General features: G+C 48.2%; 11 protein-coding genes. 5 read left to right on the plus strand and 6 right to left on the minus strand.

The features are described 5' to 3' along the window. Positions 1 to 65: 65 nt before the first annotated feature. Positions 66 to 1556 carry an aminotransferase-like domain-containing protein gene (locus tag CLV98_RS06005; protein WP_109673387.1) on the minus strand — a complete coding sequence of 497 codons (1491 nt, stop codon included), beginning with the start codon at positions 1554 to 1556 and terminating at the stop codon, positions 66 to 68. A gap of 120 nt (positions 1557 to 1676) precedes the next feature. Here CLV98_RS06005 and CLV98_RS06010 point away from each other — a divergent pair, with 120 nt between their 5' ends. The 3 genes from CLV98_RS06010 to CLV98_RS06020 all read left to right on the plus strand — a co-directional run bounded on the left by CLV98_RS06010 (position 1677) and on the right by CLV98_RS06020 (position 8372). Continuing rightward, a complete protein-coding gene (locus tag CLV98_RS06010) occupies positions 1677 to 3632 on the plus strand; it encodes a TonB-dependent receptor plug domain-containing protein (protein ID WP_109673388.1) in 1956 nt (651 codons plus the stop codon). A 738-nt stretch (positions 3633 to 4370) separates the two neighbouring features. Continuing rightward, positions 4371 to 7331 carry an Ig-like domain-containing protein gene (locus tag CLV98_RS06015; protein ID WP_146202236.1) on the plus strand — a complete coding sequence of 987 codons (2961 nt, stop codon included), beginning with the start codon at positions 4371 to 4373 and terminating at the stop codon, positions 7329 to 7331. Positions 7332 to 7349: 18 nt separating this feature from the next. Then, complete coding sequence (locus CLV98_RS06020) at positions 7350 to 8372, plus strand: T9SS type A sorting domain-containing protein (RefSeq protein ID WP_109673390.1); 1023 nt, start codon at positions 7350 to 7352, stop codon at positions 8370 to 8372. 76 nt (positions 8373 to 8448) lie between these two features. Here the strand turns inward: CLV98_RS06020 and CLV98_RS06025 are convergent, their stop codons facing one another. Genes CLV98_RS06025 through CLV98_RS06040 form a run of 4 tightly spaced genes read right to left on the minus strand, consistent with a single transcriptional unit; the run spans position 8449 to position 11622 of the window. After that, positions 8449 to 9462: an NAD(P)H-quinone oxidoreductase gene (locus tag CLV98_RS06025; protein ID WP_229203239.1), complete on the minus strand. Its 1014-nt coding sequence runs from the start codon at positions 9460 to 9462 to the stop codon at positions 8449 to 8451. 4 nt (positions 9463 to 9466) lie between these two features. After that, on the minus strand, positions 9467 to 9841 hold the full coding sequence (locus CLV98_RS06030) for a YccF domain-containing protein (RefSeq protein ID WP_109673391.1): 375 nt from the start codon (positions 9839 to 9841) through the stop codon (positions 9467 to 9469). Positions 9842 to 9865: 24 nt separating this feature from the next. Then, positions 9866 to 10489, minus strand: coding sequence for a pseudouridine synthase (locus CLV98_RS06035; RefSeq protein ID WP_229203240.1), 624 nt, complete (start codon positions 10487 to 10489; stop codon positions 9866 to 9868). Between the two features lie 50 nt (positions 10490 to 10539). After that, the gene (locus CLV98_RS06040) at positions 10540 to 11622 is read right to left on the minus strand and encodes a DUF3500 domain-containing protein (protein ID WP_229203241.1); all 1083 of its coding nucleotides are present in this window, start codon (positions 11620 to 11622) and stop codon (positions 10540 to 10542) included. A gap of 163 nt (positions 11623 to 11785) precedes the next feature. Between CLV98_RS06040 and CLV98_RS06045 the strand changes: the two genes are divergently transcribed. Together CLV98_RS06045 and CLV98_RS06050 are read left to right on the plus strand one after the other, a co-directional pair. Beyond that, on the plus strand, positions 11786 to 12010 hold the full coding sequence (locus CLV98_RS06045; RefSeq protein WP_109673392.1) for a CDGSH iron-sulfur domain-containing protein: 225 nt from the start codon (positions 11786 to 11788) through the stop codon (positions 12008 to 12010). A 136-nt stretch (positions 12011 to 12146) separates the two neighbouring features. After that, complete coding sequence (locus CLV98_RS06050) at positions 12147 to 13034, plus strand: alpha/beta hydrolase (protein WP_109673393.1); 888 nt, start codon at positions 12147 to 12149, stop codon at positions 13032 to 13034. Here CLV98_RS06050 and CLV98_RS06055 read toward each other — a convergent pair. Then, positions 13014 to 14222: an NAD(P)/FAD-dependent oxidoreductase gene (locus tag CLV98_RS06055; RefSeq protein ID WP_109673394.1), complete on the minus strand. Its 1209-nt coding sequence runs from the start codon at positions 14220 to 14222 to the stop codon at positions 13014 to 13016. The genes CLV98_RS06050 and CLV98_RS06055 overlap by 21 nt on opposite strands. Between the last annotated feature and the right edge of the window lie 25 nt (positions 14223 to 14247).

Genomic DNA, 14247 nt, shown 5'->3' on the forward strand with positions numbered 1-14247 from the left:
ATTGGCGATAGCTAAAAAAAATTATTATCGTTCCCTGGGCAAACTTCCCTGTCCGCTACCGGAGGCTATCCTGAAACTTTTGCAACCGAATCCCTCAAGATATCGGTAGCCATGTGCAACTCAGGGAGATTAAAATTCCCGAAACCTAGCCGTATGCCACTTACCTGGCCCGATTGAAATAGCAGGGTTTGGGGCAAATGCAACTTACTTTCGGCACATGCTCGGCTCAACTTTAGTAGGTTAAGATCCCTACGCCATTCCGTCCACACTGCCAGGCCTCCCGGTGGCTTTTGAAAGGTAAGATATTCCTCAAATTCCTGGGCAAGCCTCATACATAAGGCGTCACGCCTTTCCTGGTATATTTTCTGGGCTTTTTTAAGGTGCCGTTGAAATTCTCCTTCCCGGATCATCTCGGCCAGGGCCTGCTCCATGACCATATCACCTTGCCGATCCACAATCCTTCGCAACTTCCCTATCTCCGCTATGAGGTTCTCGGGAGCCACTATATAGCCCGTCCGAAGCCCGGGTGCCAAAGCCTTGCAAAAAGAGCCAATATAAACCACCATCCCGGACCGATCGGCACTGGCCAAGGGCAACACCGGACTGCTATGGTAATGGTAATCATAGTCATAGTCGTCCTCCAAAATAACGAAGCCATACTCCACGGAAAGCTGGATGAGCGCCTGCCGTCTTTCGGCGCTCAGCGTTACCGTGGTGGGGTAGTGATGATGTGGGGTAATATAGAGCATTCGGATTCGGCCACCCCGACAAAGGTCGCGAATAGCCTCTAGGGACACCCCCTGCTCGTCGACCGGCACCACACTAAGCTGGGCACCAGCCTTTTGGAAAATCATATTGGCCACATAATAACTCAAGCTCCCCACCACTACCCGGTCGCCGGGCTCCAGCAGGGTGGTGGAGGCCAGGTATAGGCCCATCTGGATGCCGCGGGTAGTAAGAATATTCTCTACGCCCACATGAAGTCCCCGGGTATCGTTTAGATAATTGGCCAAATGCTGCCGAAAGAAGGTATTGCCCTCCACATGCGAGTAGCCCAAATACCCCCTGCTATTTCCTCGGCGAAGGATTCCCGCATAGTTTTTAGATAACCGATCCATGGGAGCCAGCCGTACGTCGGGGAGGCCATCGGTAAACTCTAATTCATACCGAGATAGGGATACGGGCCGATCTAGCAGCATACTCCGCCTAAAACCAAACCCTGCTTCTTTGGGATAGCGCAACAACTCGGCAGAGTCGAATGCTACGGGCTGGTCGGCAGGGCCAGCATGTACCGAATGGACGAAGGTCCCCCTATTGGCCGAGACCGTCACCCAGCCCTGTGCTTCTAACTCCGCTATGGCGGCGATGGCCGTTTTCCTATGCACCCCCAACCCCAGGGCCAGCTGCCGGCTCCCCGGCAGGCGTACCCCATGGCGCAGCACTCCCCGCTGTATGGCGTTGATCATCTGTTTGGCTATCTGAAGGTACACCGGGCTCGACAGGCTCCGATCTATTTTGATAAGATTATTAAGGGCTACTTCAACCGGACTACTCATGATATAACAACTGGATTACTTGAACGGACCGGAAAGATAATACTTTTGCCGACCATAAGATATTTCCTTGCCGGCAAACCATAGGAATCCACCTTTATTAGCAGTCAATCACTTATTAGAATGAAAACAGTATATACCATTTTATGGACCGCCCTACTCGGGATCGCCCCCATTTTCACGCAGGCCCAGGAAATAGCCCTCGACCCGGTGACCATTACGGCCGGGCTAATTGAGAAACGAGCTTCCGAAACAGGGCGCAACATCGCCGTCATCAAAGGATCCTATTTTAAACATCTGCCTGTCAATAGCATCGATGAGCTACTCCGGTACATCCCCGGACTCGAAATACAATCTCGGGGGCCCATGGGATCGCAAAGCGACATCGTCATGCGGGGAGGAACCTTCCAGCAAGTCTTGGTCATAATGGACGGGATTAGGCTAAACGACCCCAATACGGGTCATTTTAACAGTTATATTCCGATTACCCCTTCGGAAATCGACCGAATAGAGGTATTAAAAGGAGCCTCTTCGGCCATCTATGGCTCAGAGGCCGTAGGGGGGGTGGTTCAGGTGATTAGCAAAACCTTTGCCGCCAGACTAACAGACCGACTCGCCGACGGGCCCGAAAAAAGCCCCCCTACCTTCGCACTCGACGGGAGCGTGGCCCTAGGAGAATACGGCCTTCGCAACGTAAATGCAGGCGGTTTCTTACAAACCGACCGGCTAGCCTTGTCGGCGGGCCTGCTATCCAATAATGCTGCGGGGGTATTGCAACGGGGTGCTAGAGGGTATTTCCATAACCATACCGCATCTGTATCGGGACAATACGCTATTTCGGAGAAATGGAAGCTTGCGGCCCGCTCCGCCTATGACTCCCGAGACTTTGCGGCGCAGAATTTCTATACCGTCTTCGCTTCCGATACCGCCCAAGAGCGGGTGAGCAGTGTATGGAACCAGGTAAGGGTGAGCCACCAAATGGAGCGCTCAAGCCTCACCATCGATGCCGGATACAAGCATGTCAAGGATCATTATCGCTACAACCCCCAGTCGACGGCCAATGAAAGTGTTTCCACGTTATGGCAGGGACTCGTTCTATGGCAAAATGAACTTTCCGAAAACCTGAGCTTGGTAACCGGCCTCAACTATCAGAACAAAGCAATCGCCTCCAACGACAGAGGCCATCATAACCTCCACCAACTAGCTCCACTCGCCACTTTAACGGCCCGACTCACCCAACACCTTACCGTGAGTCCTGCACTTCGGCTCGACTGGCGGCAGTATTTAGGCGCCGAACTAGTACCCCAACTCAATGTTTCCTATAAACGCGCCGCCTGGCAGTTCCGTGCCAGCGCGGGAAAAACCATTCGGGATGCCGATTTTACGGAACGTTATAATAATTATGGCAAATCGCTCGTAACTGGAGGCAATGTTGGAAACCCTAACTTAAGCGCCGAACGCTCCTTTAGCTACGAGGCTGGCGCCGATTGGTTCGTTGGAAACAGTCTGAAACTATCGGGCACCTATTTCCAAAGGGCTCAAAATAACCTCATAGACTACATTGCAACCGCCTATGCCGATATGCCGCGACAAGAAAACCTATCCAGTACGGGGACCTTTGGCTTGGCCAGCAATATTGCCAAAGTTAACATTACAGGATGGGAGCTAGACGCACAATGGAACCAGCCTATTTCCGAAAATCAACAACTCCGGATTACCACTGGACTCAGCTGGCTTCGTAGTCAAAGCAGTAGCAGTATTCCCTCATTTTACGTATCGTCCCACGCTAAGTTTTTAGGAAATTTTTCTGTATTATATAGCCATAAAAATTTGAATCTAGCCATCAATGGTTTATACAAACAACGGGAACCCCGTGAGGCATTAGCTATAGCTTCCACCCTCTCTGAAAGCTATTTCGTATTAAATTCTAAGATCGATTGTAACCTTCCAGTAAAAAATTTGAAAGTTTTTTTTGAGATCAACAACCTTTTAAATCGTACCTATAGCGACCTTTTAGGAGCCTCTATGCCTGGCCGCTGGCTGGCGGCTGGAATAAAATTCAATATGAACCGACCATAGCCCTGCATTTAATTAACCTATACAGTCTATAGGCTAAAAAAAATACAAATTTAACGTATAACAATAAGCGTCATAAGCATTCAGTTACAGAGACTGAGGCTTCTGACGTTTTTTTTGCGTCCCCCTCTTCCCATGAACTTTCTAAAGACCATATTGAAATATTTCGCACTATACGACCAACTAATACTCAAATAAGTATCAACAGTTCTCGGCAATAGAATATTTTCTGATAAGTATACTAAAACTTCGAAATCGTTTACATAGAATTATGTTACAATTCTGCTAACCAAAAATAGTACAAATTGTAAACCACCCCCAAAACCATAAAATTATAGTCGAAAAATTATCTGAAATATAGAAGAAATACTATTATATAACAAAAATAGTTAACATAAAGTTACATTAACTGTGATTTTCGTCTCTTAATTTTATACTTTTATGCTATAACTTTACTATATTTTTAAAAATATTAAAAAATATAGTTTTAGAGAAACGTAGAATAATTCCGTAATCTCTCGTAAAATATTCTTTGAATAGAATATGTATCTATTTACTTTTGATCAAATTACGGTCACTCTTGTAGTTGTAGTTCTGCACATCCATTAAAAAAATACTCGAATAGCCGTAAGAAACAGTAGGTTAAATTAAGTGATAAAAAACCAACCATTCTATTCAAAAGTCTTGATACTTGGTCGCACACCTTGGTATCAAATTTTCAAAAATCAAACCCAATTCACCATGAAACACCTATTCACAACTATTTTACTAGCACGACCCACCGGAAAGCCCTGGCTAGGTGTGCTACTCGCCGCCTTGCTGGCCTTTCCTATGACGGCCGCCCTCGCTCAAAGCGGTAACGCCCCGGCCAATACCTTTGCTCCGCTTACCTCTGCTACCCATAGCAATTTGTCGGTAACAGATTTAAATGTTTCCAATCAAGGTCGACTTATTGATAATAGCACCTCAAATTATGCAACAACAAGTAGTGGATTAGGAGCTTACGGGAGGGTTCGAGTAACAGACAATAGCGCCACAGGAACCAATGTGTATCCTGCCGGAACCTACGCTGGATTTGCAGTTGGTACTGGATTCAGCTTGTTTGGCGAGGCGATCATTAGAACATATTTGAACGGCACTGAACAAGATGAAGTAAATGGCAATAATATACTTGATCTAGGGAATGTCGGTGGCCTCAAAAAAATTGGTATTATTACAACCAAGCCCTTCGATGCAATAGAGTACGCATATAGTGGACTGCTTTCAGGTGCAACTTACATCTATTATGCCGAAGTCAAACGCTTTGTAGCGGGTGAAGACTTGGAATGCAACGAACCCACGGCGCTTGCTCTACCAGCCTACCCCATGGAAGTTGAAACCTATTTATCACCCTTATGTCTTGCTTGTTCGTTTACAGATACAGAGTATGCCATAGACAATGACCCCAATACTGCCGCGGTACTAACGAATACCGTTGCTGTGTTGGCCTCGGCCTCCATGACCATATCCGACCAAGTAAGCACCTATCCGGCCAATACCTTTGCAGGCTTTGACATAGAAACGAACTCACTCCTGTCCATCGACGTACTGAGTGGAATTCAGATATCGCTTCTAAAAGACGGGACCACCGTCCAAACCAGTCCGGCCAATCTCGTATTAGCAGGGGTAGGAAGTACCTTGGTGACCGACCCCGCCAGACAACGCATCGGGATCGTATCCAATGTTGAATTCGACGCTGTAAAAATCAACTTTAACCTTCCCGTCAGCGTCAGTCTTGGCTCTGTTAAGATTTACGGACTCGTAGTCGAAAAGCTTTGTTTAGCCGATCTTGCTTGTAATCAAACCTATGACTGGAGTGGACCTAAGTTCCCTACCATCATCAACAGCCAAGCCACCGGTGTTACGGGTCTGGTATCGGTTGGTGGTACAGTGGCCGATCCCTATCATGTTATCAATGGCAACAACACCGAATATGCCACCCTATCCGCGACTGCAGGAGTAGGTGGAGCAGTTACCTTGGCCGTTCAAGATCCAATAGGAACTTACCCCATCGGAACCACAGCCGGATTTGCCATAGATATTCCTACTGGCATACTGAAGCTGAACCTTCTAGACAACCTGACCTTATCTACCTATTTGGACGGAGCCTTACAAGAAACAATAAACAGTTCGCAAGTACTGGAGCTTACACTGCTGGGCAACCTTATCGGTGGCACTCCTAACGATCCGTATACCATCGGTTTTGTGGCCCAAAAATCCTTCGACGAGGTACGTATCTCGATAAATTCCCTCGTGTCGGTTCTTAATTCGGTACGAGTTTATTCGGCATTTATTGATACCCGCAACATTGTGGGAGCGGGCTTCAATTGCTTAAATCCTGCACCCGACTTCAACGTGACTTATCCTGACGTTGCTACGACGGGCGATGTGAGTACTAACGATAAAAATTCCGATCCGGTAACTTATGGCACGCCTGTTGCCGATGCCGGTAACCCTTCAGGAGCCAGCTTAACCATGAACTCGAACGGCACCTATACCTTCGAAACAACCACTCCAGGGGTTTACAATTATGAAGTGCCTATTTGTTTGGATGGACAGTCTTCGGGATGTGCTACTGAAAGTTTGCAGATAACGGCCCTCGACAAAAACAGCACGGCTAACCTTCCCGTTGCCAATCCAGACTATGCCCATATGAAAGGGGCTGATGCCACTCCTGGCTCGGTAATCGTAGACGTGACCTCCAATGATGGAGTTGGAAACTTTGGCGGCAGCCTAGGCACGGCCACCATCCCTTCGGCTCCTGCCAACGGTACTGCCACCATCGACGGCAACGGTAACCTTGTATTTACGCCTACCCCGGGTTTCTATGGCCGTGCAACCGTAACCTATCAGGTATGCGAGTCTCCCTCTGGACTATGCGCAACATCCGACTTGGTTGTAAACGTACTTATACCTGCCGCTTCCAACACCGTATCGGCTTCCGACGACTATGCTAGTGTCGCCATGGGTAATACCTTAACCAAAACGGCAGCAACCGGGGTAATCTCCAACGATTACGATACCAATGGTGCCACTCCAACCGTGACGCCACAGAACACTAACTTACCGGGAGTAGGAACCTTAGATTTGCTTGCAGACGGAAGCTATACTTTCACTCCGGTAGCTGGATATACTGGCCCAGCCAATTTCCCTTATACCGTATGTGATGCAAATTCTAATTGTACCTCGGCCACCCTATATATCTTAGTAACGGCTGTGCCGAACCTAACGGCCGCACAGTTCTTATCGGGATCGCAGTTAAAAGCGGACAATTCGAATTCAATCGACTATGTTGTCGCGATTAGTAACGTAGGCTCCGCCACCACCAACGGAACCATCACCTTTAAGGTCAGCAAATTCGACGCAGGATCGGGTGTTGAAATAGCTCAGTCTACCGGATCTGGTGTTACCATTTTCGGTACAGCCTATACCCTTAGCAATGCCGATTTCGACGTAACCTCCAACAGCACAGAGTTTATCTTTACATCGAAAAGCGGCATCAATATCCAAGGGCTTGGCATCAAATATATTGGATTTACCATCACACGTACAGGAGGTACGGCAGGGACCATCTTCAACACCGTTACCATCACCAATGGCTCGGGAGGCGGAGAAGTTGAATCTGCCAATAATGTCATCTCCAACCCGGTAACCAAACTTTAATCTTAAACTGAACACATTATGAAAAAGGCACTCATATCCTTTTGTATATTGGCTGGAATAACCCCCAGCTTCGCCCAATCTGTCGACTTGGAGTTAGGTTCCGTTTCGACATCACCCTCCAGTATTTTAGCTGGCACAGATGGCGATATCGTGATGAACTTCCTCCAAAACGGACCCAACGATTTACCCATTGGGGGAGCACATATTACCGTTTCGATAGATACTCAGTTCATGACTTTCAAATTGCCCGCCACGGTATCTGACAATTGCGGAAACATCTGGACGATCCAAGACGGAGGGGCTACTGCCAGCTCGGGCCAGTTGCTCCTCAGCAACAGTTCTGCAGTCACCAATGGTGCCGACTGTGCTATCAGCCTCCCCATCCAGGGAGTAACGGCCGGAAACGGAGTCGTTACCGTAGCGTCTACCATCTTAGCGCCGGGAGTTTCGGACAATAACGGACTAAACCAAGGTACTTCGGAGGCATTGGAAATCACCACGCCCCTACCTGTAACCCTAAGCAAGTTTGAGGTAGAGCAAGAAGGCAACGTAGCTCAACTCCAGTGGGAAACCACCGAAGAGAGCAACAGCGATTTCTTCCAGGTTCAGCGCAGTGCGGACGCAAGAAACTGGAACATCCTTACCAATGTGGACGCTGCCGGCAATAGCAGGGCTACTACCCTCTACCGCCATACCGATTCGAATCCTCTAGCAGGTGACAATTTCTATAGACTCAAGATGGTTGACCGCGACGGCACCTTCTCTTTTAGCCGGATTAGGACGGTGTCCTTCGCAGAAGGCATCGAGCGGATAACCCTAGCGCCTAACCCTGTTTCGGAGTCACTGAATATCAGCATGACCGACTGGAGTAAGGTACAGCAGCTGGAGATATTTGACCTGAACGGCCGCCCCGTGTACCGTTCTTCCAATCCCAATGCCGAACCTATTTCGGTAAAAGGACTCTCTACCGGCATGTATGTGCTACGTATTGCGAAATCGGACGGAAATGCGAGTGTTCACAAATTCGTTGTGAATCACTAAGTAATTCCTAACCATAGAAGCGACTCCCCGTGCATCAACGAGGAGTCGCTTCTTTTTTACCCTAAAAGGCCAAATATTAAATGGCTGCGACCTGCAAAACCACCTTCCCAATATGTGTGCTGGACTCTAGCAAATCGTGCGCTTGCAATGCCTGCTGTAAAGGAAAAGTTTTATAAATAACCGGCCTAAACTCGCCGGATAGAATAATGGGCCAGACCCGTTCATAAATTTCTTTAGCAAGATTCGACTTAAAAGCATGTGAACGCCCTCGTAAGGTACTTCCAGAAATATGCAGTCGTTTGCGCATGACCAACCCAAAATCAACCTCCACTTTACTGCCCTTCATGGTGTTGATCAACACCAGACGCCCTTCCTCATGAAGGATCCGCAGATTTTTGGGAACATAATCCCCACCCACCATATCCAGTATCAGATCGACCCCCTCGGAGGCCAAAATTTTTTCAAAATCCTCTTGCCTATAATCTATACACCGTTCCGCTCCGAGCGACTCGCAAGCCGCACATTTCGATGCACTGCCTGCTGTAGCATACACCCGCGCCCCCAAGGCCTTGGCCAGCTGAATGGCCGTTATGCCTATGCCACTGCTGCCACCATGTACCAACAGCCGCTCACCGGACTTCAATCGCCCCCGTTGAAACACATTATGCCAGACCGTAAAAACGGTTTCGGGCAGGGTGGCAGCTTCTACAAAACTCCATCCTTCAGGAATTGGCAAACAATGGATAGCCTCGGCCAACACATGAGAGGCATAGCCCCCACCCGAAACTAAGGCACACACCTTATCGCCCATTCGATCGGCCGCCACTCCCTCACCGGTACTAGTTATTACCCCGGCTACTTCTAACCCCGGCACATCGGCAGGAGCCCAAGAGGGAGGCGGGTAATGCCCCTTCCGCTGGTATACATCGGGACGGTTGACACCAGCAGCTGCCACCCGGATGAGCACTTGCCCTGGCCCAGGAGTGGGCAGTGGGCGGGAGAGCAGTGTAAAACTACTAGAATTACCTTCCCCCGAAATGGCCATCACCTGCATGGTGAAGCTATCATCGACTCGTTTGCTTGCTTCCATAGTCCTAACGCATATATATTTCCTTGCCAAAGGGTGCAAAGCACAGGCGCATGAGCTTAAAATGTTGCTGAGCGAAAGGCAACCCAATGATGGTAATCGCCAGCAGAATCCCAAAAAACAGGTGCGTAAGGGCTATCCAAAAACCCGCTACGACTATCCAAATGACGTTGAATACCAGAGACAGACAGCCGCTGGCCTGTGGCGCCTCCCTGACTTGTTGCCCAAAAGGCAACAAAGTAAAAAGGCCGATCTTAAAACATTGTAGCCCAAAGGGTATACCCACGATGGTCAGGCACAAGATAAGCCCTCCCACCATATACTCTACGAAGACGGCAAAGCCTCCAAAAATTAACCAAAGAATATTTCCAATCAGATTCATTTTTTTTAGTTTAAAATTAATAATTCAAGGGTGCTCAATTTTTAAACCTTCATAAAACTCCTTGCCCGACAATTCCCTAAGCTCTCCTGGAAGCAGCTCACTTAAGGTAAGGTCCTCGATCCCCACTCTGATAAGCCGGATACAGGGATGCCCTGCGGCCCGGACCATTTTACGTATTTGGCGAAACTTACCTTCTGTATTACCTATCAGCAGCCAAGTGGCCTTTCCATATACTTTTTCATGGACAAACCCAGCGTAGTAAGCCGTAGGATCCGCTACCCTTTCTACTAGGCATGGGACGGTTCGGTATATGGAAGGCCCTTCCACCAGTATCTCTATCCCATTTCTGAGAAGATTGAGGGTTTCCTCCGACACCTCTCCTTTTACCAACACCATGTATTTCCTTTGGTGGCTTATAGGGCCTTGAAACAATAGCCTGGTAATGCGCTGGTCGGTCGTAAGCAACAGCAGGCCTTCGGAGTCGGCATCGAGCCGACCAATGGCATGGGTGCCCTCTGGAAAAGCAAAGTCCAAGTCGCCCAAAAGACCTACTGCATCTGGACTTTTAAACTGTGATACCATGTTACGGGGTTTGTTTATAATAAAATAACGAAACCCGCTTTCCGCCACCATATTGCTAGTACTCATGGCTTGAAATTTAGAATATTTTTTCCCAAATCCCCACTGATTACCTGTGATTACTTTTTTGGATGGTCTTGTTGGTAATGCAATCCGAGCATATCCTCGCCAAAATCGTTATCCAAATCCCTGACCACGGTGTGAATATGATTGGCGTCGTTTTGGGTATTATCGAACTCAATTAAAAAACCGGGGCCATGAATCCGGTAATAATGCCCATGGCCTGGCCCCATGGCTGGGGCGAGGTCGCCCATCCAGGCAAAATAAATATGCTCTAACCCTTGGCTCCTCAGTTGCTCCCATCGGTGGCTGGCCAAGGTGATAGGGTATCTATTTAGATAAACCTGAATAAGCCCTTCAAACTTCTTTCTTTGAGTAGCATCCAATTCCTGATAAGAAATCCCTTCGAAATTTTCCAATAAGGCCTTACGACTATTGCCTGTCAGAATATCATATGGGGCTTTATCGGAAAGTATGGATTTTTTACGCTGCTCTTCCGACAGCATCCCCAGGAGCTCAAAAGCGAACATTTGCTCTTGACGGAGTACATTCCTATTTTTCTGAGGTACATCCGCCAGCACAGTCCCCGGGTTACTTCCCATAAATCCGGGTGTAAACGAGATCTGGCCTTTATAAAATGAAAAATGTAGAGAAAGATGGTGCCCCTCTACCCTCCAACCCCATGGCGCGGCCCCGGGCTCGGCCCCGGGCTCCCCAAAGATGATAAAGGAATAGTTGTCGGGGTCTCTCCGCAGGTCGTTCGGAGGGCGGCTTTCTACTACCCGCAACACGTTTTCGAGGTCCATAATCTGTTGAACCTTTAGCAAGCCCTCCGTACTGAGCATGGTACGCACCAGGGCCATGGCTTTTTCTCTTTGTAGGTCCGTCATTTCTTTTAGAGGGAGCCCTTTCCGATCGCGGGGCACAAAATGCCAATCGAACCGCTGCGCATCATCGAAAGGAAATAATGCCTTGTTCCGACCTTCGTCCCCTAGTGATGTCATAAAATCTTGTGCCTTCTGTTGCATTTGTAGCGTCAATGCCTGCTGGTCTGCGGGGCTCTGTTGTGCTTGAGAGGCTGGAACCGGAAGCAGGAAACACATTATCGCCCACCATGCTATTCTTGGTATATATTTGTTCATGACCTTACGATTTAATTTATAAGTGCTATGAAGAAAAAGCAGAGAAAATCAATAAATACCCATTCTCAGTCAAAAATCGCCCCCAGCTTTGAATGATCCTAAATAAGCATTTGCAGCGCCAACAGCCCATCCATTGGCTATATTTGCGGTTAAAAATACGACCATGTCAAAAGTAAAACTAACAGTCAACAACAACGGATCACTAAAAGTAGATGGTGATTTCGAGATAGTGGATCCTCAGGGAAACACCTACAACCTTCAGGGCCGCACCATAGTATCCATATGCCGCTGTGGACTTTCGGCCAACAAGCCTTTCTGCGATGGCTCCCATAAGGGCCACTTCGAGCATAATGCTGTGGCGTTCGATTTGCCACCAAAAAAGGTATAATTCGAAAAGCACTAAAAGGAACCCAGGGATATGCTAAATATCGCTGGGTTTTCGTTTAACGAAAAGGACCGTTACATTAACATGCTCCACACCTAGGCGTTTTACCTAAGTGTCAGACGTACCCTACCTCGTTTTCATGTATTCCAAAACCTCCCGCATACTCTGGCCCCTATCGGTGTGCTTAGTCCTGCTGCTATCCAGCTGCTCTATCGTTACCACCCGTAGAAACAAAAACATCGTTTATCAGGCAGCTACCACCAAGAGTCCTGAGCTCAAACTCGATGTATATACCGACCCATTTTTCAAAGGCCCCAAACCCGTTTGGTTATTTATTCACGGGGGAAATTGGAATTCTGGCAGGAAAGAGCAATACCGCTTAATGGGACGGAATATAGCGGCCAAAGGAATGGTGGCCGTCATCATCGATTATACCCTAAGCCCCGCTGCCAATTACAAACAGATGGCTCAGGAAGCGGCCCGTTCGGTAGCATGGACCCAGGAGCACATAGCCCAATACGAGGGCAATCCTCAACAGATATATGTTTCGGGGCATTCGGCAGGAGGCCATCTAGCCTCACTCATTTCCATAGACGATCGTTATTTTGACTCCTTGGGCATGGCCAACCCGATCAAAGGCACCTTACTAATCGATGCTGCCGGGCTAGATATGCATGGTTACTTAAAAAACGACCCACCCAAGCCAGGAAGAACCTATGCCAATACCTTTGGCCTTCAGGAGCGTGGCTGGAAGGACGCCTCCCCCCTCTATCACCTCCACCGCGACATGCCTCCGATGATCCTTTTGATGGGGGGCAAAACCTATCCATCGATCATTGCCGGTACGGAATCGTTTCGGGAAGGGCTGGAGGCCTTTGCTCCAGAAACCCCTTTCGTATTGCAAAAAAGCAAGAAGCACATCCCTATGATTCTCCAGTTTTTCAATCCACTCAATAGGCAGTATCGGAAGTTACATCACTTTATTTCGGATACGAACCAACGGCGCTCAGCGGTCAAAAGCGAATAAGGTAGCGTCCTTATTGTCGATTCCACGGATCTGGTCAGAAATGATTTGCGCAGCCAAAATACTAAACAGAATCCCATTGCCTCCAAAACCCAGGGCGAAATACGTATTCGGATGCTCCTGAACGGAACCGATATAGGGCAAGCCATCCTTGGTCTCGGCAAAGGTTCCACACCAGCTATAATCGGTGGTAAAGGGTAAGTCGGGAAAAAATTTCCGAGCGTTCTTTTCAAGTTCACGGCTTTTTCGGGCCATTAATTTATCTCTTTTGACGGCACTGCTGAACGTTTCGTCTTTCCCCCCGATAAGCATCCGCTGGTCGGCAGTGGTTCGCATATAAAGATAGGGCCTGGCGCTCTCCCATACGAGGGCGTTTTCGTACCACAACGGATTTTCAAGAGGCATGGGTTTGCTTACGATGGCGTAGGATGCGTGTAGCCGCACCACACGCTGGGAAAGGTAGTTTTGAGATTCATAACCACAGGCAATCACCAACTTCTGGGTTTTTATTTCTTGGTCGTTGTCCAATACGAGTTTCACTCCTTTCTTATGATGCTCAATCTGCTGTACCTTAACCGTATCATACACTTTGGCCCCTTTGGATACACAGTATTGAAACAAGGCATGGGTGAGCTGATAGACATCCACCTGGGCGGCATCGTCCGATAAAATCGCAGCCGTATGCGGAAGGTGAGGAAAATGGTCTTTCAATTCTTTTTTATCCCACCAGTCAACGCGGATTCCCATTTTTTTTCGGGCATCATATTCCCTTTTTAGATCTGCCTCATCTTTTTTAAAACTTGCATAGTACAAGCTCTTCTTTAATTCGAAGTCCACCTCCCCCCCAAGTTTTTGTACGATCGCCTGTACTTTCCCAATGGCCTCTATGCATAAGGCATAGCTCCGTTCAGCCTTTTCGACCCCCATAATGTCTATTAGGTCCACCAGCATGGTATCGATCTCGTATTGTAGCAAGGCGGTACTTCCAGAGGTACTCCCCATACCGATATGGCGCTTTTCGAGTACGGTCACCGGAATGCCTTGTTCCGTAAGGTAATACGTCATGAGCGCACCGGTAATTCCCCCTCCCATTACCACTACTTCTTGTGGGGCCACTTCCCCTGGCGCGGGATAGGCAAAGGAAAATCCATTCTTATAAAGCCACCAAGGTTGGCCACTGAGCAGGTCCATAGTATTTATTGAGTGCGTAAAGTAC

This window comes from Dyadobacter jejuensis (assembly GCF_003149085.1).
Classification (GTDB): domain Bacteria; phylum Bacteroidota; class Bacteroidia; order Cytophagales; family Spirosomataceae; genus Dyadobacter; species Dyadobacter jejuensis.